Source organism: Sphingobacterium sp. R2 (assembly GCF_040760075.1).
GTDB lineage: Bacteria > Bacteroidota > Bacteroidia > Sphingobacteriales > Sphingobacteriaceae > Sphingobacterium.
Window position 1 is genome coordinate 530,592 of sequence record NZ_CP142884.1, and the last position, 21,617, is coordinate 552,208.

Consider the following 21,617-nt stretch of genomic DNA (forward strand, 5'->3'; position numbering starts at 1 on the left):
TCAATATTATTTTAGCTTTTTGTTTCTATAATAAGTTTTCTTCCATCCACTTCAAATTTGAGATTACTTACATAGGATAGCATTTCTAGCACTTGAGACAATTTAACATCACGCTCGATACTTCCGGTATATTCCTTATCCAGCTGTACATTTCCCCTGAATTTCACATCGAGATCGTACCATCTTGATAATTGATGCGCGATATCCACAATCGTTTCCTTTTTGAAATAAAACTCATTATTGTGCCAAGAAAGATCACGCTGCAGGTCAGCTTCCCCTTTGATCAGATTATCCGTTGAAGACCATACATACTCTCCTGGTGATAGTTCCACATGCTGGTTATTTCTCCTAACCTCCACTTTTCCTTCCGCAAGAGTTGTACGAACTTGCGCTGTATATGAGTTCACATTAAAATGTGTCCCTAACACTTTGATTTCATTTCCTTTGGACTCGACAATAAAGGGTTGATTTGGATTGTGTGCTACTTCAAAATAAGCTTCGCCATCAAGAAAGACCCGGCGTTCTGTTTTTGAAAACTGTGCAGGAAATTTCAGTTGGGAAAGAGCATTGACCCAAACTTTGGTACCATCAACCAACGTCATTCTATAAAAACTCGCCTTTGGGACTATTAATGAATTATATTGTACAGGAATAGTCTGGCCTGTTCCCTTGACAATAAGCTCATTGTTATTACCAACAAGATTATTGTTTTTAGTGAGTATTTTTGTAGAATCGTTATTCAGTGCGATCTTCGTTCCGTCCGCAAGCACTAAAATTGCCCCACTTGTTGCTGGCGCGATATCCTGTTTTTGTTCAGCCAAAACAGGTCTTTCTTTTGGGATACCCGCAACAAATTCTGTTCGCCATACCACGAAGCTTCCAACTAAAAATGTAATGGAAGCGGCAATCCCAAAAGACCATTTTCTAATTGATTTTATTCCAGTACGATGTTTATTGTTAAGTTTATTCCAAGCCTTATTAGCATCCAATTTACGAACAACGAATAAATCCTCTTCGATATTCTTCGCTTGGCGAAATGATTCCAAGAGTTTTCTATTCTGGATACTGAGGTTCAGCCACACATCCAATTGTTTTTGCTCTTCTGCTGTAAGCCGACCGCTCAAAAACTTTTGTATAATTTTTGAAATATGTCCTTTGTTTTCTTTCATATACTACACTAAAGAAACGCAAGACAAAAAAAGGGGTGACAAGAATTTAAATATTTTTTAACAAAAATATAATAAGGGGAATAAATTCAGGATTTAATCGTTTTAACAGCATTTTCATTCCACGCTGCTTTTGTGTTTTCACGGTATTGATACTAATCTGTAGTTCTTTGGTAATCTCCAAATTAGACAAACCCTCTAGATAGCCTAAACGAAAAACTTGTTGACAGGCAAAAGGCATTTCTTCAATAATCCGATAAATCTCTTGAATAAGCTCACTATGGATTATATTTAGCTCTAGAGCTGTATCGTCTTCCTCTGTAAAACCTACGACGTTCCAATATTTTTGACGAACTTTCTCATGACGAATGTGATTATAACAAGCAAATCTTACAGAACTATATAGATAATTTTTTATGGCAATCTCATTATCACTTACTTGATCCGTATGTTTAAAGTAAGCAATAAAAGCATCTTGAACCAGATCCTCCGCTACTATAAGATCACCTAATATCTTCCATGCAAAATGACATAATCCATTATAGTGTGTTTTGAATAATATTTCTTCTTTCTGCATCGCTAGCTCTCTTCGTTGCCACTTATTGTATTCTATAGGTGGATATTTAGGACATCTCCTGCGTTGAGATGTTTAATAATTGTGCTATAAAAATGGCTAATATTTTTTATTATTTGCAAAAAAATAAAAAATATTATTTGGATTACATTTTTTGCACCTATAAATAGAGTTTTTTCTAAAAATAAGCAACAAAAGAAAATAGTGTCAACCCGATTAAAACGAAATATATCAGGATATCGAAAAAAGGTTGTCAAAAAAATAGTTTTATGCTCACCATAAGAGAAAGTAACAAAAACTAACACCGTTTTTCAAAATAGAAAGGAATATTGTGCATAATCTTATAAAATTATGGCCCCTCCAAGTAGTCTTTGGAAGAGCCATTAAACATAAACTATACTTCTATCCTACCGAAACATACTTTACCGTTTTCTCTAGGTTTTCATGACCTTCCAACACAACAGTTCTCTTAAGCACGCTAGAATGATTAGCACTACAGAGAACATAATATTCATTATCGTCCAATTCCCCAAGCAAGTTGTAAATAGAGGTTTCCTAGCCTATCTGTAGGTACATTCGTGGCTTTCGTACCAATAAGCTTCCATTCGTTCTTCGTAATAGCAGATTTATAACCAACTCTACATTCAGGATAAAACACTGTCCTGTTTTTATTCATTGATTTCAGTGTAATATTAAAATCTACAATAGCTGCGTTATATTCCATCTGGGTCTGATTAGAATTGGAATCTAAAAAGTCATCAAATGAACCAGATTGACCATGCTTTTGAATTGTAAAAGTGGACCATTGGACTCCAACACCAAGTTGTGGACTCAATATAAAATTGCCTGCGCGAGCTGCATTGCTTGCCACGTGCAAAACAAAATCGCCGGTGTTCAAAATGTTATCTTTTTTACTATTTGTGGATAAACTAAAACTCCCTCCGATTAATGTTTGCTTAATACGGTAAGCTATGCCTGCTCCAGCATTCCAGCCAAATCCAGGGAATTTTCCAGCACCTTCTTGCTTTAAGATTCTATTCAGATTACTTGCGTTATTAAATTGGACTCCTCCGAAATAGATGACTTCTAGTGGCAGACGTATCTTTCTTACCGTGTCTTGTTGTGCTGTAAGGGCACTTACCCAAAAAAGAAATAAAAGGCTAATTGTATACTTCATAAAATCAGAAACATTAAATCAAATACTTTAAATTGAACTATATTTTAGAGAAAGACAATTTATAATCACTTTTTATTACATATTTATAATATATATTAAAATAAAGTAAAAGACATCCCCAACATTCAGTTGGGGATGTCTCTGTTTAACAACTAAAATTGGCTTAACAATATTGTTATTAGTTATTTAACGGATCATTAATATCCTTTAAGAAAACCCTAAATGTGTTCGTTGGAATAGCAATATCAGTTAATAATACTGATGACGGTTCACTCAGCTCATCTGCTGTAATTTTGAATGTACGTCCACTCAGTGGTGTTGTAAATTCATTTAATCCACCAGTCCAGTAAGCCGCACTAAAGCCTACACCCTCATATAATGTGCCTGCAAAAATTATTCTGACTTGATCTATCGTTCCAGGTACAAGCGTAATATTGTGTCCTACAGCTCCTTCAACAGCTCCATTCTGAAGAACATAGTATACGACTTCCACTCCTGCATTTCCAATGTACATGTTATTTAAGGTAATACCGTTGGCATTCAGCTTAGTCCTTGCATTGTTCCAATATACTTGACCAGTAGGGCCAACATTACTATAAGACATGGACCATAGATTAGTTTTAAACCATAAATTAATTGGGGTTACATCAGGAACAATCTTAAATGTATTTCCTTTATCCGAATAATATCCATAGGGATAGGCACTTGTTGGCTCAATATAATTTAAATGATCAAAGCTTGCCCCCGCCATTGTATATTCTTCATAGAACTCAAGCCCACCAGGCACAACGCGAAAAGCCATTTCCTTAGCGGCCTGATCAAGCGGATTGGTAAAGACACGAATTTTGGGACTATACCCCATAGGTACAACTTTACCATCCTTTGTTTCCAAATTAAATACGCCAAATTGCTTAAACTTAGCCGCTGCCTCTTGATAAGCTTTAGACTCGGTTTCAAACTCGCCATCTTTCAAAGGTAACATCACTAAGTAACTACCACTTTTCTTACCTTTCAAAACCACGGAGTCTGCGCTTGCATTAAGTACAATGAATTCAAAATCACCACGCATACCACTATCATCGGCACCTATCCCACCGTTATCTTTACCCGGCTCAGAAAACCAGTGAATGTTTTTATTGTAACCGTTAAATGTTAATACAGGTCCCGATTCCGGAGAAACTGCGTATGAACTGGTCTGTGATCCAGAAAAAGGATCAGAAGCGACCGTAACTTCAGCATTGGATATGAATTTACTAAAAACTGTATACCCTCCAAATTCCTGATTATTACTTGGATAAAACTTCATTATCCAACCAGCTTTATTTGCTTGCAAAACAGTATAGGTTTTTTCTACAGCCTCGGTCATCCTAACTGTTGCATTCGCATCAAATATCCGATCCTCGTCTCGCTTACATGAAGTAACTAACAAAAACGGAAGTAATATTAAGACAATTAAATATTTTAATTTCATGATTCCTTATTTTAAAGATGTTTGATCAAAATTAGGTAGATCCGCTTGCCTCGCTAGAATCTCATCACGTAACTCATCTAAGTTAATATTCCAAACATTCTGGAAATAAGTACGTACGATGTCAAGTTTAGCCTCAATCAATGCTTTCCCTTCCTCTCCTCCTCTACTGATACGCTGGTTCCATTGTGCTGGCGACAATGTAATATAAAAGGAGTAAGTCTCTACAAAATCTTCATTGGGTTCTTTGGAAGCATATGGAGAAACGAACCCCAATGCGGTAGCTTCTGCTTCACTCTCATAGACATCACTCCAGGCATCGGATACATAACTCCTACCTGTAATCTGTTCAAAAGAAGCGGGATACCCTTTAGTCTGATGTAAAATATGACCAAACTCATGATGCATAGTATGGAAGTATGTATTATTTAAAAAGGCAATATCCTTTCCTGTGTTGGCATCCAATTTATTCAACAGATAGAGGGTAATCTTAACCCCACCTTCCGCTGTTCCCAATACAAATGTTCCATTATTTCGATAAGCCGGTGAACCAATGTAATTCAATAATTTTGGAAAATATTTCCGAATAAAATCCTTACTACCAGTGATTTTATCATAAGGCTCAATACCGAGATGATATAATAATTTGGTCATTCTGACGGAACTTTCATAACTTGCAGGACTCAAATTATAATCTAAATCAGACTCCTTTTCAACAAATTTATAAAGAATTGCAATATTATAATCCTTCGTATAGGTTTGATCTATATAATTGTCCAGTTCATTTTTTTCCACTTTCTGATCCACAAATATACTTTCAGGGTTCAGCTTTTCTTCAGAGCACGAAAATAAGAGCACCGAAGAAAACAACAATACATTAATCTTATTTAATATTTTCATAATTATCTTGGATTAGGTGTGTAACCGGCGGCAATAACTTCAGCAGGAATTTGCAAAGCCGCCCTTTTGTCACGCGCAATTAATTTTGTATCTGTTTCTACGGAAGCTACTGCACCAGAAGAACTCAATACACGTCTTTCTACTTCAATACCATAGCGTTTAACATCAAACCAACGCAGTCCCATATGAAGAGTTTCTACACGACGTAAAAACAACAGTGCATGGAGCATATTCTCCTGTGTACCAACCTCAAATGGAATCATCTGCGGATTCAATGCTTTCTTTGCTGTGGGTGATTGAGCAGAAGAATAATCTATTCCATTTGCCCATGTATTGATACTAGCTACCGTAAAGTTTACTGGCGGTCTTACTAGGGTATTGTCAACCCAACGTTTCATATCGACCGCAGCATCATCGTATCGTTTCAGGTGAATAAGAGCTTCAGCACGAACCAGCATCGTTTCTTCTGTAGTAAATGGTACATAAGCACCACGGGCATATCCAATTCCTGCGACAGGGTCTGTATACTCGAACATATACGAAACACGGGGAAACAATACTTTATCTAAATTTGTTCCCGCATAAACAGAAACACGTAGTACATAGCCAGTTGCACCTAATTTCCCATAAGGCCCTTGCGCCATGGCTGTTTCATTGTTTGCCAAAAATGCGCCATGGGAATATCTCGAACCATAGGTATAGGGGCCAAATATTACACCATGTTGCGTTGCGGCAGTCGCTACCATTAAATTGGCCTTTTCTTCACTTTTTGTATAAGATATTGCTCCATTTGGAAATCCTCTGCTCCCTACTGCGTCAGCGGCAATCCTTTCATAATTACGAAGTAAACTCGTTGGATTCGTTCCAATCGCTGCATTGGCAAAACTGACGGCTTTTTCCCAATCTTGCATATATAGGGCGACTCGAGCGCGTAAAGCGTTTGCAGCCCTAGAGTTCATATGATATTTGGGGGTGGATCCGAACGAAGAATCATCAATCAGCGGAATAGCTTCATCTAGATCAGCTACGATATAGTCATATACTTCCTGGACTGTATTCCGTTCATATTTCGGGTCGAGATCTTCCTCTGCGGTGGTCATATAAGTAACTCCTAAATCTGTTGCCGCATTTGCTTTCGTATAATGCTGCGCAAATAAATTAACGAGTGTAAAATGATTATAGGCTCTTACAGCCAAGGCTTCTCCTTTTTGAGGATTTAAACTGGCCGGATTCCCCATTTCTTCGATTGCTTTTAATGCCGCATTTGCACTAGCAATCGCTTTATAACAAGCTTCCCAGACGTCTTTAGGTCCCTCATCCTGATTGTCTGTAACATCTTTCCAATGGAACAACTCTTCCATAAAACGCTGACTATTGGGATTGGTAGGGCCATAATCATCGACATTATCTGATGATAGTTCAGCACTCATCAAATAGGCCACCTCTGGATAAGCCGAGACCAACAACTTATCAATTTTAGCCTCAGTATCAAGTGTTGCACGATTGTCAGGCATTTCATCTAAAAACTTATTGCAGGATGATAAACCCAAGCCACAAATCAATGCAACTGCTATATATAATTTTCTATTTCTTTTCATTTCAATTACGATTTAAAATTTTGGTTACAAGCCTAAACGTAAGGTCAATGTATATTGTCTCGCAATTGGAGCAGCTACCCCTCCAGCATTGACAAACTCCGGATCTTGTCCATTCAGCTTTTTATCCGCATAAATCAAGAATAAATTGGTTGCATTAAAACGTAATCCTAAGGAGTTAATATTCCACGCTTTCACTAAATCCTTCGAGAATTCGTAGCTTAATGAAACATCTTTCATGCGAATGAAATCACCTTTCGCCGTACGCACTGACGAATAATTATAGGCACTATAAGCATACTTTAAATCATTCGCGTATGCTCTGTTCTGTCCAGTCGTAGCAATGATAGGTACATTTGTGAAGGCTTCATCTCCCGCCACCATCCAGCGGTCCGCAAACTCCTTGGTTGATGCTGTCAAATCTGAATATTCGTTGGAAAATACGGGATTAAGTCGTACAACATTACCAAATGAATAAGTAATAAAGACATTTAAACCAAAGTTTTTATAATTAAACATATTGCCCAAACTTCCTGTATGAATAGGATCACTTGGCCCTTCGTATTTTAAAAAGCCAATTTTATCCCGTTCTTGAAAATTTAAATCCGTAACAGTTTCCTGATTATTTGTATTTAAAAAGACCGGCAATCCTTCATCATTCAATCGTACGAATGGTATCGAGTAGAGTCCGCGAACGGGGCCTCCTTCTAGGGCAAATCCAGTACCTGTGATGAGATCCATCACTTGGCTTCTAGTGTCCAAACGCGTCACCTTTGTTTTCACATTAGAATAAATAAAGTTTGACGTCCATTTAAATGCCTGATCGCGAAAGATATGGCCAGTTAGGCTCAACTCAGCTCCGTGCGATTTCATATCAGCCACATTACCAAATTTAGAAATCTGCCCGCCTAACCCTTGGGTATTGATAATACCGATCAAATCAAAGTTATCGCGTTTAAACCAATCAAAATCTAGATTTATCCGATTATCTAAAAATCCCATGGACGTTCCGATATTCAACTCATGCTTTTTTTCATAAGTCAAACCATTGTTGGCCAAATCCGCTATTTCTAAACCAGATTCGGCATCTCCCGCCGTAGGGCGCCATGGAGTGTAGGAACGATAAACCGCATACGAATTAGTGACAGTCGATGGTCCTCGATCACCAGTTAAACTATAAGAGCCTTTTAAAGTAAAATGTGAAAAAGCAGGTTTCAAGTTTTCAAAGAAGTTTTCTTCATGTGCATTCCATGCTCCGGACAGGTTCCAGCTAGGCATCCATCTCGCAGAGGTTGCTTCACCTAATTTATTTGCACCCTCATATCTAAATGTACCATTCAATGTATATTTCCCTGCATAGGAATAGGTCACATTTGTAAAAAAAGCAGCTTGTTTGTAACGCGTATTTGAAGGGTCATTTTTATTGTTCCGGTTGACGGAAAAATAAGGTGAATTCTCTTCTTGACCACGCTTAAACACCCTATAATCGGTAAAAGGACTTTCTCCTAAATCATATTGGATTCCCCAGCCTCTAAACCAGGTATTGTTGCGTTGCGATGAGGTAAGTTCGGATCCAGCAAACACATTAAGAATATTGTTTTGATCAAAGGTCTTATTATATTGAGCAGTAAAACGGAATAGCTGCTCAAACATGGTGTAGTCAGTCCGATTATAAATTCCACCTTCTGGTAATACCGAAATAGGTCTTGCATAAGGATCATCCGGATCGGTATACAGGAAAGGATTTTTATCGCGAATGGTCGTATTTTCGGGCTCTGAGATACCCGCGCGATAAGCCATTGCTTGGTTCGAACGATCCTTGATATAGTGGTGCTGAGTCGTAGACTGATAGCGAACTGAACCAAAAGCTCCTAACTCTAAACCAGGAATAACTTTCCATTTCAAATCCCCTTGAAAACGTAGATCAGCGACATCAATATCCATATAATTGTTTTCCAATTCATGCAGAATATTAAACCCAGCGTAGTTACGGGTGTAGAAGGTATTTGGATCTAACGTACGCGATGTATTCATCGCATATGCATATGGGTTAATATCAAAGTCACGCTTTACTTGGCCAAAGACCACATCTTTAGATTGACCGAGGGTACCGGGTGCCTGTTGTTTACGATATGACCCATTGGTAATAATATTAAGCTTAAGACGATCTGAAATATTATAATTAGCATTCAAGTTTCCAGTATAGCGATTCACTTTACTACGTTTCGTCCAGCCCGGATCTACAAGACCACTAATGGAAGAATAATATTGCGATTTTTCAGTTCCAGAAGACATACTCACAGAATGGTTATGCTGTAAGCTTGGTTGAAACAGTTGACCAAACCAATCTGTATTTCGAAATTCAGCTTCTTTAAGGAAGTTATTGACATGATGTCTATCGGTGAACAGATCATTTGGGATCTCGCTTCGTTGGATGCGCCTATATAAATCGCCATAAACGCCACTATTACTAGCAACTGGTAAATCAGCAAATCCAATATATCCTTTATTGTACATGTCGTCGTATACAGACATTTGCTCCTGCGAATTCATAATATTGAATTCAGAATATCGAGGTGTCGCACGCGTCGTGTATTCTCCTGTATAGTTAAGCGAACTGCGACCAGCTTTACCTTTTTTAGTCGTAATGACGATAACTCCTGCCATAGCTCGCGCTCCATAAATTGAGGTTGCCGAGCCATCTTTTAAGATCTGAAAGGATTCGATATCATGCGCGTTTAGACCTGCTACTGCAGAACTTATTAACGTTAATGCATCACCAGATGACAGTTCATCTGAGTTTACGTCCGCAACATCCTCTATAATTACTCCATCAACGACCCAAAGTGGCTTTGAGCTTCCATAAATAGAAGTTGCCCCACGGACACGGATTTTAGGTGCTGTACCGAAAGTTCCCGTTACGTTCTGAACCGAAACCCCAGCAACACGGCCTTCTAGGCCACGACTGGGATCAATCTGCCCCCCAATTTGGGCCGCTTCGCCAGAGATTTGAGAGGTAGCTCCGGTAAATAAACGTTTATCAAGACGTTGTCCCATACCAGTTACAACAACTTCTTCAATCTGCTTTTCATTTGACGCTAAAACAATCGCAACATTGCTTCGCCCTTTAACAGCAACTTCGGCAGTCTCATAGCCAACATAGCGAACAACCAAAGTGGCATCTGAACCAGCATTTATTCGAAAGCTACCATCAGCTGCTGTCTGCGTAGTAATATTTGTCCCCTTCACGGACACTGTGGCTCCCGCTAAGGTGCTCCCTTCTTTACTCCTGACTGTCCCTGAAATCCCTTGCTGAATTATATTGCTAGATGCATCGCCTTTAGTTTTACCATTTACAGATATCGTATTCGCAATAATCTTATAATCGATATGATTATTGCGCAAAACAGAATTCAAGGCTTCTTCAACAGAGGCATTCTTCAAATTCACACTGACACGTGCTTTAGAATCGATATTTTCTCCGTAAAATAGCTGCAGGTTGGACTGCTTGGAAATCGCACTGAGCGCTTCTTCAATCCGTGCATTTTTCATTTTCAACGTAACTTTCTGCGCAATGCCGTTGGCTTGAACTCCGGTCACAAAGGCGAAAAGAAGGCAGGTACTAATTTTCATAATACGTAAAGGTTTACAAAACCGAGGGTCATGAGGTATCAGTCGCCACGTTTTGCCAAATGGTAAGTTATTCATACATTTACTCTTTGTGGTTAATAGGGTTTACTTAATTCGCATTTTTAATTTTTTAGGCCTTTTAATCATTCCGGAACGGGGATGCTGCAACATTCCTGTTCTTTTTTTGTATAAGGCTCGTAGGTTAGGTATTAATTTTTCACATAAGCACTTTTTATTTATTTTCTATAATTAATTCTTTTCCGTGAAGTTCAAACTTCAAATCACAAACATAGGTCAGCATTTCCAAAACTTGCGATAGCTTGACATCACGCTTAAAATTACCTGTGTACACTTTATTCAACGCGACATCTTGCTTAAATTTTACCTGGATGTCATACCATTTCGAAAGCGTGGAAGCGATCTCCACAATTGTCTCTTTCTTAAAATAAAACTGATTATTATGCCAAGAAAGATCATGCTCTAAATCTGCCGTTCCTTTATGAAGCTGGCCAGCAATAAGGTTGGCATATTCTCCAGGTTCCAGAATGATCACATCTCCCGAGTTACTTACTTGTACTCTTCCGGAAGACAATGTCGTTCGAACATTATTACTATAAGCATTGATATTGAAATGTGTACCTAACACCTTCACTTCATTCCCCTTGGATTCTACAAAAAATGGACGCTTGGCATCATGGGAAACTTCAAAATAAGCTTCACCCTCCAAAATAACACGACGTTCTTTATCGGGAAATTTTACAGGAAATTTAAGTTGAGAGTTTGCGTTCACCCAGACTTGGGTACCATCTTCTAAAGATAATTTGTAAAAGTTTCCTTTGGGAACAACCAATGTATTAAATTGCAATAGTACGTCTTCTGTCGGAACGTCCAGGCGAGCCATATTATCTGCAACGAATTTTGGATCTACAGTTTTGTGCGTCTTCTCCAAAGGCATAATCGATCCATCAGCCAAAACCAATAGAGCCCCCGACTCTGCAGGTGAGATATCTGTTTTTACCAAACGAGCAGATGATGCTTGACTAGAAACTATTCCTTCCTCATGGAGGATATAAAAGAGCGACGTCGCCATTATTATTAAAATAACGGCTGCAGCACCAAAAAGAGAAATGTAATTTTTCTTAACTCTCTTTGGGGTCCGCTGAATGTTACGCCAAGCAACATTTTCATCCAGATTATCTAGAAAGGTAAGATCTCCCTCTATATTCTTTGCGTCCTGAAAGCTTTCAATTAAATCATCATTGCGCTTATCAGATTTTCGCCAATGTTCAATTGCATCCCGTTCCGCTATGGTTTCGTGACCTCGAAGCAATTTATTAATGAGTCTGGCAATGTAATTGGTGTTGGTGTTCATATCTATAGGTTAGAAACCCTATAGAATGGCGAAGGGTGACAATAAATTAAAATTATTTTAACAAAAAAATAATAAGGGGTAAAAACTCGGGATGTAGCTTCTCCATCAAGATTTTCATCCCACGTTGTTTTTGGGTCTTAACTGTGTTTACACTAATTTGAAGTCGTTCTGTAATTTCAAGATTTGACAACCCCTCCAAATAGCCCATCTTAAAAATCTGTTGACAAGCCGAAGGCATTTGGGCAATAATTCGATAAACTTCATTGATCACTTCGGTATGAATAATGGAAAGCTCAACGGAATGCTCATCTTCCTCATTGAATTCAACCCGCGTCCAATACTTTTCCTTTACTTTTTCATGACGTAAATGCTTTAAACAAGAAAACCGCACAGCAGTATATAAATAGTTTCGCACAAACGCTTCGGATTCATCCATCCGCTGTTTTTCTCTGAAAAAGGTAACAAAGGCTTCCTGTACCAGATCTTCGGCAACAGAAGATTCTCCCACAAATTTCCATGCAAAATGACATAAACTTTTATAATGCTGTCTAAATAACTTTTCTTCAGGTCCCATACGATAAAGCGAAAGTGGGTGTAATAAAAAAATTGATCAGTTACTATTAACGGAGTCCGATAAACTAGTCTAGCATAAAGATAGAGATTTAATCTTATTTTAACAATTATTAACATATTTATTACCTATTTTGCAAAGACCATCAAGATAATTACAATGAAAATACGTAGTTAACTAACCTAAAATATTTATCTCGGCTATCATTTTATCATTAACAAATTCCATTACGAGCAAATCCATTCTTATATTTTTTACGTTCATTCGATACAAAACACATAAAAATCTCGGTTTTTCCGAGTTATTTTACTATATTGTAAACTTTCAAAAAACCTTCATCGCCCTATCAGCGTTGACTAAGATGAAATGTTGAAGGTGCTAATTGACAAGTAAAACAAACACTTCAATAAAAATTAAAAAAAGACTAAATGCTATTTACTGTTCTGTCAGGATTAATAACATCGAGCCTTATTGTTCCATTTGGTCGTTTCCTAAAAACCAAATGGGGTTTTATTCTCGCATTCTTACCGGTACTTCTATTTCTATATTTTGCTCAATATATTGTACCTATTGGTCGAGGCTCCTATTTTGTACAGTCAACCTCGTGGGTGCCTTCGTTAGGCATCAATCTGGATTTTAAACTGGATGGGCTATCCCTCCTTTTCTCCCTATTCATTACCGGTATCGGAGCTTGTATCTTTTTCTACGCCAATGCCTATCTCAAAGGTCATCGGTATATCGATCGATTCTTTGGCTACCTCTGCTTATTTATGTCAGCGATGCTGGGGCTTGTCCTATCGGACAATATGTTATTATTATTTATCTTTTGGGAACTGACTTCAATCAGCTCATTTTTTCTCATTGGGTTTAACAATGATAACAACGAGTCACGCAAAAGCGCGTTGACCGCTCTGTCCATCACGGGGCTAGGTGGCTTCTTTCTACTGGCAGGCTTCATTTTACTGGGTAATATCGCAGGTACTTATCATATTACAGCATTGCTCGACAAAGTATCACTCATTCAACAACACCCACTCTTCCCCTTGGTATTTGGCTTGGTGGCACTTGGAGCAATTACAAAATCTGCACAGTTCCCTTTCCATTTTTGGTTACCCGGTGCCATGAAAGCGCCAACGCCAGTGTCGGCCTACCTTCATTCTGCAACCATGGTCAAAGCAGGTATTTATCTTTTGGCCCGCTTTTCACCGATTCTTGGAGGAAACCCCATTTGGATGTACTCCCTGATGGCCATTGGTGGCTTTACGATGCTTTACACCGCCTTTCATTCGCTGTTCAGAACAGACCTAAAAGGGGTTTTGGCCTATTCAACGATTTCCGCACTAGGCATTTTGGTTTTTTTATTGGGTCTTGGTACAAAGGAGGCCATTATTGCAGCATGTGTCTTTATACTTGTACATGCCTTATATAAAGCCGCTTTATTCCTTATTACGGGAATTATAGACCATGAAACCAGCACAAGAGATCTAACGGTTTTGCGGGGACTACGTAAGGTTTTGATGCCTGTCGCTATCGCAGGTTTTCTTGCGGCACTTTCCAGCGCTGGTATTCCGCTTACTTTTGGATTTATCGGAAAGGATCTGATCTATGAGGCAACACTACACGCAGCGCCGGATTTGTGTCTCTATTTGACAGCAGCTGCCGTCGCAACAAATATATTATTGGTCTCCGCTGGATTTATGGCCGGTATCAAACCTTTTATGGGGAAGTTGCCCGAACAATTCAGTAAAATCCATCTGCCTTACAAAGCCATGTGGATCCCCCCGTTGCTTTTAGCCATTCTTGGTGTCATTTTCGGCTGTATTCCCGGACTTATCGGAGAATGGATTGCAGGGCCAACCGCGGTAAGTATACTGGCCAAAACGGAAGTTTTTCATCTAAAAATCTGGCATGGCTTTAATTTAATCCTGCTCCTAAGCGCGATTACAATTGCTGCCGGTACGCTCCTCTATTTCGCAAACAAGCCAAGTAATAACAAATTGACCTGGATCGCGAAATTCAATAAGATTTCTCCAGAATATATGATCAACCTGTGTGCACAGGAAATTGCGCTGTTCTCCGCTTTCTTTACAAACAAAATGCACAACGGCTACTTGCGTTCATATTTATTAAAAATCATCCTATTTGCGGAAGTATTGATCGCCTACCAGCTATATCTCGGGGGGCCACTCCACATCAAATGGGAAACGCTATCGCCCGTAAGCTTCTATGAAGTAACGACGGTCTGTATTTTAATTGGCGCTATTGTATTGACGATACGAACCACATCCCGGTTGACAGCAGTCGTAGCCACTAGTGTCGTAGGTTATGCCATATGTCTTATTTTCGTGTTTTACAGTGCTCCAGATTTAGCAATGACGCAATTTACCATAGACACCCTCACGGTAGTACTCTTTGTCTTGGTACTGTTTAAACTCCCTTCCTTCTTGAATCTGGCAAACAGACGCACCGTCATTCGTGACGCCATAGTCGCTGTCATTTTTGGCGTTTTGCTATCCATGGTAGCACTCCGTGTCCTGCATGAACCAACAACGACTAATATCAGTGATTTCTACGGCGACTATGCTTATGTGCTTGCTAAGGGTAAAAATGTAGTCAATGTACTGCTTGTAGATTTCAGAGGCTTCGACACCATGTTTGAGATTGTCGTGTTGAGTATTGCAGCATTGGGAGTATACAGCTTATTAAAATTGCGTTTAAAACCTTCGGATAAAGAATAATAAATGTTTAACAGCTATGGGTCCGTAAACGGATAGCATGATGCATAGCTAAATAGTAACAAATGAACAGTACAATATTACAGACCGCTACGCGATATCTATTACCGATACTCTTACTTTTCTCGGTATTCCTGCTATTAAGGGGCCACTACTACCCTGGGGGTGGCTTCGTGGGAGGCTTGGTCGCTTCTATTGCCTTTGTTTTGCATAGTTTTGCCTTTGGCCCACAAAACACCATGAAATTAATTCAATATAAACCCTTATCTCTCATTCCCATAGGACTGGGCGTTTCGGCGATAAGCATGTTCCTACCCGTTTTCTTTGGCTATCCTGTTATGACGGGACTGTGGCTTGAGGAAAAAATTCCAGTCATTGGTATGATCGGAACAGCTTTGTTTTTTGATCTTGGTGTATATTTTGTCGTTATTGGCGTCGTACTTACAATTTTATTTACAATTGCATTAACTACTGAAGAAGAATAATGGAACTGATTCTTGTTTTATTAATAGGCATTTTATATGCCGCTGGGATATACCTTATCCTCCGTCGAAGCATGGTTAAACTATTGTTGGGTATTATGTTACTGGGCAATGGTACCAATATACTGATCTTCTTATTGGGGAATATTATTAAAGGAAAACCGCCTATTATTGCACCCGATCTGAAAGTATTCACCGATATTTATGCGGATCCAATTCCGCAAGCTCTTATTTTAACAGCCATCGTGATTAGCTTTGGCTTAACCTCCTTTGCCATCGTTCTACTCAAACGTGTCTATGCATTGCTGGGTACAGACGATTTGGATGATTTGAACACCCCTGAGGAAGAAGATATATGATAGACAACCACATTATTGCCACGATCATCGTGCACCTATTTATTGCTATTGTCCAACTGATGTTTTGGCGCAAATCTACTGCACAACGTTTTCTGAGCGTTGGTGGAAGTTTGCTCGTCCTTATTCTTGCTTTTAAATTATTCTTCAAGGTCTACGAAGGTGGTATTTTAACCATGAATGCCGCCAATTGGAAAGCTCCCTTTGGAATTGTCTTTGTTGCTGACCTATTCAGTAGCACCCTCGTCCTTCTCACATCAATTGCAGGTCTTGCTGTCTCTATCTTTTCCTGTGTCGGGGTAGGCCGCCAGCGTATTCTCTACGGATACTTCCCTATCTTCCACTTTTTAATGATGGGACTGAATGGAGCCTTTCTTACTGGAGATATCTTCAACCTGTATGTATGGTTTGAAGTAATTATCATTTCTTCTTTCGTACTCATGACATTGGGGGGAGAAAATCGCAACTGGAAGGTGCTGTAAAATATATGGCCATGAATATCCTGGCCTCCACATTTTTCTTAACAGGCATAGGCATACTTTATGGTATTTCAGGATCATTGAATATGGCCGACTTGGCCTTACGTATTCCAAAGATACAGAACCAAGCGCTAGTGGAAATTACGGCAACATTTTTTTTGATCGGTTTTGGTATTAAATCTGCCATATTTCCACTCTACTTCTGGCTACCATCATCTTATCATACCCCGCCCTCTGCAGTAGCGGCGACTTTCGGAGGCTTATTGACGAAAGTGGGTATCTACGCATTATTCAGGGTATTTTCTTTACTATTTATTCCTAATCATTTTACAAAAGAGCTGCTGATCGCACTAGCCATATTGACAATTTTGACTGGTGCCTTTGGTGCCTTGATCAAAACCAATATCCGAAGGTTGTTTTCCTATTTAATCGTTTGCCATATCGGGTTTATGATTGGCGGGCTAGGCCTATATAGTAAATGGGCCTTACTGGGGGCAATATTCTATCTGATCCACGATATCATGGTTAAAACCAATTTATTTCTAATTGCTGGTGTTGTACGTCAACTCCGCAGCACCATGGATATGAATAAATTGGGCGGGCTATATGCCCAATACCCCAAAATTTCTTTGCTTTTTGCCCTTGTTCTTTTTTCGCTTGTTGGCATACCGCCCCTATCGGGGTTCTGGCCTAAAGTCTATCTATTTAGAGACGCATTCCAGCTGGAAAATTATGCCTTTGCGGGAGCCCTGATCATCGGTAGTTTTATCACCTTATTTGTCATTGCCAAAATGTGGGCACAGGTATTCTGGAAAGATACACCTGATTTAGAAATAGTTGAAGATAAATTTGCAGATATGGTTGGGTATAAAAAAACAATGCTTATACTTCCGGTCGTTATTTTGGCATCTGCGTCCCTGTATATCGGACTCAATGCCGAGGCTATCATTCACGTGGCGGATCAGATTGCCACACAATTATTGGACACATCACCTTACATAAACGCTGTACTAGGAGGGCAGAAATAATATGATAAAGCAATTTTTAATGAACCTCATGTTATCCTTTATCTGGGTTGCACTGACGGGGTCGATGTATTACTCGAACTTTCTATTCGGTTTTATGCTCGGATTTGGTATACTCTGGTTGATGAACAGAAATGAGGCTGATCAGCGCTACTTCTATCGGGTACCCAAAACGCTGAGTTTTATTCTTTTTTTTCTGTGGGAAATGATCGTTGCCAATGTTCAGGTTGCGTATGATGTCATCACACCAAAATTTTTCATCAAACCGGCCATTGTAAAATATCCCATGGATGCAAAAACAGATTTAGAAATCAACCTGCTTTCAACCTTTATTTCGCTGACACCGGGAACACTTATTCTCGATGTAAGTGAAGATAAAAAAACGATCTTTATTCATGTAATGTACATGAAGAACAGGGAACAGTTTGTCTCTACGCTTAAAAATAATGTTGAACGAAGACTTTTAGAACTCTTAAGATGACTTTAAATAGCTATTTTGACTATGTAATCCTTCCAATCTTGACTGTTTCAGTGATATTGGCTTTTATTCGCCTGTATAAAGGACCCCAAATATTTGATCGTGTCATTGCCTTAGATCTCATTATCACCATTGGAATTGGCATTATTACCGTTTATAGTATACGAACTTCCCAGGAAGTATTTTTAGATATTGCCATGATATTAGCGCTTATCGCATTTCTCGGCACAATTGCATTTTCATTTTATTTAGAAAAACAAAGCAAAGATGAATGATATTACTTTAGCCATACTCAGCACGATAGGGGCACTGGCCATATTGTTTGCTTCTATTGGCATCTTGCGGATGCCGGATTTTTATTTACGTCTTTCCGTAACCGTCAAGGCGGCAACATTGGGTGTTGGGCTATTGCTCATCTGTGCTGCGGTGACTTTCCCGGATGTATCTGTAACAACGAAGGCCATAGCTATTGGTTTCTTCCTGATCCTAACAGCGCCAGTTGCAGCACACATGATTGGCCGAGCGGCATACATACAACGGGTAAAAACATGGAAGGGAACCACCTTAAATGATCTCGAAAAAGAGGGTAAATTAGATTGCAGAAAAGAAGATTTTTAAGAAAAGTGCACTTAGCCTTTCTTAAAAATCTTCTTAGCTTGATTAAAATAGAATACAAACAGGAGATGGCACAGCAATTTCTTTACCGGTATCCGTTAACAAACCAGTTTTTGTATCCCGGCTAAACAAAACAATGTTGTTCGTGTATTGATTGGCTACCAAAAGATATTTACCATCGGGAGAAAGATTAAAGTTACGCGGTCCCTTACCTTTAACCGCCATATTGGCTATTTTCTTTAATTCTCCATTTTTCTCTACCGAAAAAGTAGCTATCGTATTGGCGTCGCCCCGATTGGTTGCATACAAAAATTTGCCATCAGCAGATATCTTGATATCTGCCCCACCGTTACTTCCTTTAAAACCTTCCGGATTGATATCAAATGTGCTTTGATACATCCACGCATTGCCATCTTTCTTATAAAATGCAATTTGACCTGTCATTTCCAATATAACATACAAGAATTTCTCTTTCTTATCAAATGCAATATGTCGCGGACCTCCGCCCGCAGGTGTAAAGATATCTTCCGATTCCTCAGCAAGGCTATGGGTATTTCCAGTTTTATTAACTGGATAAATAGAAATCTCATCCAAACCAAGATCTTGGATATACAACTTATCCCCCTTTTTAGAGAAAAAAGTAGAATGTACATGTGGTTTTTCTTGCCGAACGGGATCCACTCCCTTACCTTCATGTTGTATGAGTCGCGCTCTTTTACTTAATACTCCGTTACTTTCTAGATCAAAGAGGGCCGCAGATCCGCCTGTATAGTTTGCTACGGCCAACAGGCTTCCATTAGGATGTACCTCGACGAAACAAGGCGCCCCACCCCCTGAAGGAAGCGAATTTAAAAAAGTTAAATGACCGTCCTTAAAAGAATAGGCTGAAACTGTCCCTTCTTGATTCGGAAGCTCATTAACGGCATAGATAAAGTTGTTACTCCTTGCCAGGAATGAAGGGTCTTTACTCTCCTGTGTACTCACCAATGTTGCGTCACCGGTTTTAACATCAAAATTATAGATATAAATCCCCTTGCTCTCGGTTTTACTGGTGTACGTACCCACAAACATAGGAATTTGCTGAGCGAAACTCGCTAGCGGCAAAATTGTCATCAAATAAATAAATGTTTTTTTCATAGAAATTACTTTATACGTGTTGATACATATCTTTCAAATCAGAACCTTATCTATTCACTCTTCGGCGCAAAGATCTAAAAACTCCGACTGTCTTGTCACCACAAAGATCCTCAATAGACTTGTTAAATTTGGTTAAAACAGTGCTTTCTAATAGTCAAATGCGTATTTTAGCGCATCAATTTTAACAATTCAAAAATTATCCATTTCAAGTATTTGGATGCAAAAATATTGTTAAATAAAAGTACGAATAATTCATATAATCTGATAATTTTGTGCTGTTGTTCAAAAAAGTATATATTGAATATAATTAGCATACATGTCTGCAAAGGCCTGAGCCTTTAATAATGAATAAATCATGAACAAGTGACCGAGTGAAAAGAGCCCATTTAAACAAATGGTGGACACTCATAAATATCATAAATAATTTATACGAATGAAAAAAAACATTTATATATTGTTTTTATTGCTTATAGCTTCAATTCAGGCTAGTCTAGCACAACGTCAGGTGATTGACCGTGTTGTCGCAACAGTTGGATCGGGCATTATCTTACAGTCCGACGTGGATATGCAATATTCGCAATGGTTAGCGCAAGGAAACAAACCTAATGAAAACTTTAAATGCGGTGTACTTGAGCAATTAATCATTCAGAAACTGCTTTCCCAGCAGGCCGTAATTGACTCTATTGATGTAACAGAAACTGAAGTCGACGACAACCTTAACTCCCGTTTACGCCATATGTCGCAACAGGCTGGAGGTCAAGAACGTCTTGAGAAATTTCTCAACCGCTCGTTATTACAATACAAGGAAGAAATGCGTGCAAGTGTTTTTGAACAATTGAAAGCCAACAAGATGCAACAAAACATTGTTCAAAAAGTTGACGTAACACCATTGGAAGTAAAACGTTATTTTGAAGGCCTGAATCAAGATAGCCTTCCTTATTTCAATACTGAAGTCGAAATTGGTGAAATTGTCATGATGCCGAAGTTGACAGATGAGGAAAAAAAAGAACAACGAGACAAAATTGAAGGTATCCGAAAACAGATTATAGAGGGATCGGATTTTGGTACAATGGCTCGTATATATTCCCAAGACCCAGGATCAGCGCCCTACGGTGGAGATTTGGGTTTCGGTACTCGCGACAACTACGTCAAGGAATACTCTGCGATGGCATTTAAATTAAAACCTGGAGAAATATCGCCCATTGTAGAATCTAAATATGGTTTCCATATTATTCAGGTACTCGAAAGACGTGGCGAAGAGGTTCACACACGCCATATCCTAATGAAGATTAATCCTGGTGCCGCAGCGTTAGAACGGACCAAAAATAAACTGGACAGTATTTATAAATTAGTAGTTGACAAAAAAATGGATTTCTATCATGCTGCCACAAATTATTCCGATGCAGAGGAAAGTAAATTCAATGGTGGTATGATCCTCAATCAGGACGGATCGAGCCGCACAACAGTAATTCCTATGGATGGCTTGGAGAAATCAGTATTTACAGCAATTGATCAGCTAAAACCTGGAGAATATTCCAAACCAGCACAGTTTACAGACAAAATGGGCGATGTTGGCTATCGCTTCAATTATTTAAAAACACGTATTCCTCCACACAAAGCTAATTTGGACGAAGATTTTACCAAAATTAAAGAGGCGGCCAGACAAGATAAAATCAATCGCAATCTGAGCAAATGGTTTGACGATAAATCCAAAACAACATTTATTGATATCAGTGATGAATTTGGTTCATGTGATGAATTGAAAAAATGGAGAAAATAATAAGTTTAAAACACTTATCACCCAAAAAGGGCTTGAATATTTGATATTCAAGCCCTTTTTATTTTGCACCCGTCGTT

General features: G+C 38.8%; 19 protein-coding genes. 9 read left to right on the forward strand and 10 right to left on the reverse strand.

Features of this window, described 5'->3' with window-relative positions:
- Positions 1-11: 11 nt before the first annotated feature.
- From VXM68_RS02385 to VXM68_RS02425, 9 genes are all read right to left on the reverse strand, one after another.
- Positions 12-1,169, reverse strand: a complete 1,158-nt coding sequence (locus tag VXM68_RS02385) for a FecR family protein (protein WP_367210330.1) — start codon at positions 1,167-1,169, stop codon at positions 12-14.
- Positions 1,170-1,215: 46 nt separating this feature from the next.
- Positions 1,216-1,743 carry an RNA polymerase sigma factor gene (locus tag VXM68_RS02390; RefSeq protein ID WP_367210331.1) on the reverse strand — a complete coding sequence of 176 codons (528 nt, stop codon included), beginning with the start codon at positions 1,741-1,743 and terminating at the stop codon, positions 1,216-1,218.
- A 511-nt stretch (positions 1,744-2,254) separates the two neighbouring features.
- A complete protein-coding gene (locus VXM68_RS02395; protein ID WP_367210332.1) occupies positions 2,255-2,917 on the reverse strand; it encodes a hypothetical protein in 663 nt (220 codons plus the stop codon).
- Between the two features lie 178 nt (positions 2,918-3,095).
- Entirely contained in the window at positions 3,096-4,388 is a 1,293-nt protein-coding gene (locus VXM68_RS02400) for a DUF4302 domain-containing protein (protein WP_367210334.1), read from the reverse strand.
- 6 nt (positions 4,389-4,394) lie between these two features.
- A complete protein-coding gene (locus tag VXM68_RS02405) occupies positions 4,395-5,285 on the reverse strand; it encodes a putative zinc-binding metallopeptidase (protein WP_367210335.1) in 891 nt (296 codons plus the stop codon).
- A 2-nt stretch (positions 5,286-5,287) separates the two neighbouring features.
- Positions 5,288-6,883: a RagB/SusD family nutrient uptake outer membrane protein gene (locus VXM68_RS02410; RefSeq protein ID WP_367210336.1), complete on the reverse strand. Its 1,596-nt coding sequence runs from the start codon at positions 6,881-6,883 to the stop codon at positions 5,288-5,290.
- Positions 6,884-6,907: 24 nt separating this feature from the next.
- Positions 6,908-10,513 carry a SusC/RagA family TonB-linked outer membrane protein gene (locus VXM68_RS02415; RefSeq protein ID WP_367210337.1) on the reverse strand — a complete coding sequence of 1,202 codons (3,606 nt, stop codon included), beginning with the start codon at positions 10,511-10,513 and terminating at the stop codon, positions 6,908-6,910.
- Positions 10,514-10,742: 229 nt separating this feature from the next.
- Positions 10,743-11,882, reverse strand: coding sequence for a FecR family protein (locus tag VXM68_RS02420; RefSeq protein WP_367210338.1), 1,140 nt, complete (start codon positions 11,880-11,882; stop codon positions 10,743-10,745).
- A gap of 52 nt (positions 11,883-11,934) precedes the next feature.
- Positions 11,935-12,456, reverse strand: coding sequence for an RNA polymerase sigma-70 factor (locus VXM68_RS02425; RefSeq protein WP_367210339.1), 522 nt, complete (start codon positions 12,454-12,456; stop codon positions 11,935-11,937).
- A gap of 425 nt (positions 12,457-12,881) precedes the next feature.
- Between VXM68_RS02425 and VXM68_RS02430 the strand changes: the two genes are divergently transcribed.
- The 8 genes from VXM68_RS02430 to mnhG all read left to right on the forward strand — a co-directional run bounded on the left by VXM68_RS02430 (position 12,882) and on the right by mnhG (position 18,626).
- On the forward strand, positions 12,882-15,191 hold the full coding sequence (locus VXM68_RS02430) for a putative monovalent cation/H+ antiporter subunit A (protein WP_367210340.1): 2,310 nt from the start codon (positions 12,882-12,884) through the stop codon (positions 15,189-15,191).
- Between the two features lie 62 nt (positions 15,192-15,253).
- The gene (locus VXM68_RS02435) at positions 15,254-15,673 is read left to right on the forward strand and encodes a Na+/H+ antiporter subunit B (RefSeq protein WP_293956878.1); all 420 of its coding nucleotides are present in this window, start codon (positions 15,254-15,256) and stop codon (positions 15,671-15,673) included.
- On the forward strand, positions 15,673-16,029 hold the full coding sequence (locus VXM68_RS02440) for a Na+/H+ antiporter subunit C (RefSeq protein WP_209580376.1): 357 nt from the start codon (positions 15,673-15,675) through the stop codon (positions 16,027-16,029). The genes VXM68_RS02435 and VXM68_RS02440 overlap by 1 nt, the downstream gene beginning before the upstream one ends.
- Positions 16,026-16,508: a hypothetical protein gene (locus VXM68_RS02445; RefSeq protein WP_367210341.1), complete on the forward strand. Its 483-nt coding sequence runs from the start codon at positions 16,026-16,028 to the stop codon at positions 16,506-16,508. The genes VXM68_RS02440 and VXM68_RS02445 overlap by 4 nt, the downstream gene beginning before the upstream one ends.
- Before the next feature lie 5 nt (positions 16,509-16,513).
- Positions 16,514-17,533: a proton-conducting transporter membrane subunit gene (locus VXM68_RS02450; protein ID WP_367210342.1), complete on the forward strand. Its 1,020-nt coding sequence runs from the start codon at positions 16,514-16,516 to the stop codon at positions 17,531-17,533.
- A gap of 1 nt (position 17,534) precedes the next feature.
- Positions 17,535-18,011 carry a Na+/H+ antiporter subunit E gene (locus tag VXM68_RS02455; RefSeq protein ID WP_293956881.1) on the forward strand — a complete coding sequence of 159 codons (477 nt, stop codon included), beginning with the start codon at positions 17,535-17,537 and terminating at the stop codon, positions 18,009-18,011.
- A complete protein-coding gene (locus tag VXM68_RS02460; RefSeq protein WP_293956882.1) occupies positions 18,008-18,283 on the forward strand; it encodes a monovalent cation/H+ antiporter complex subunit F in 276 nt (91 codons plus the stop codon). The genes VXM68_RS02455 and VXM68_RS02460 overlap by 4 nt, the downstream gene beginning before the upstream one ends.
- Positions 18,276-18,626 (forward strand): monovalent cation/H(+) antiporter subunit G, encoded by a 351-nt coding sequence (gene mnhG, locus VXM68_RS02465; RefSeq protein ID WP_209580360.1) that lies wholly within the window; start codon positions 18,276-18,278, stop codon positions 18,624-18,626. The genes VXM68_RS02460 and mnhG overlap by 8 nt, the downstream gene beginning before the upstream one ends.
- A 42-nt stretch (positions 18,627-18,668) precedes the next feature.
- Here the strand turns inward: mnhG and VXM68_RS02470 are convergent, their stop codons facing one another.
- Positions 18,669-19,760 carry a lactonase family protein gene (locus VXM68_RS02470; RefSeq protein ID WP_367210343.1) on the reverse strand — a complete coding sequence of 364 codons (1,092 nt, stop codon included), beginning with the start codon at positions 19,758-19,760 and terminating at the stop codon, positions 18,669-18,671.
- A gap of 433 nt (positions 19,761-20,193) precedes the next feature.
- Here VXM68_RS02470 and VXM68_RS02475 point away from each other — a divergent pair, with 433 nt between their 5' ends.
- Positions 20,194-21,540 (forward strand): peptidylprolyl isomerase, encoded by a 1,347-nt coding sequence (locus tag VXM68_RS02475; RefSeq protein WP_294185461.1) that lies wholly within the window; start codon positions 20,194-20,196, stop codon positions 21,538-21,540.
- The last annotated feature ends 77 nt before the right edge of the window (positions 21,541-21,617 follow it).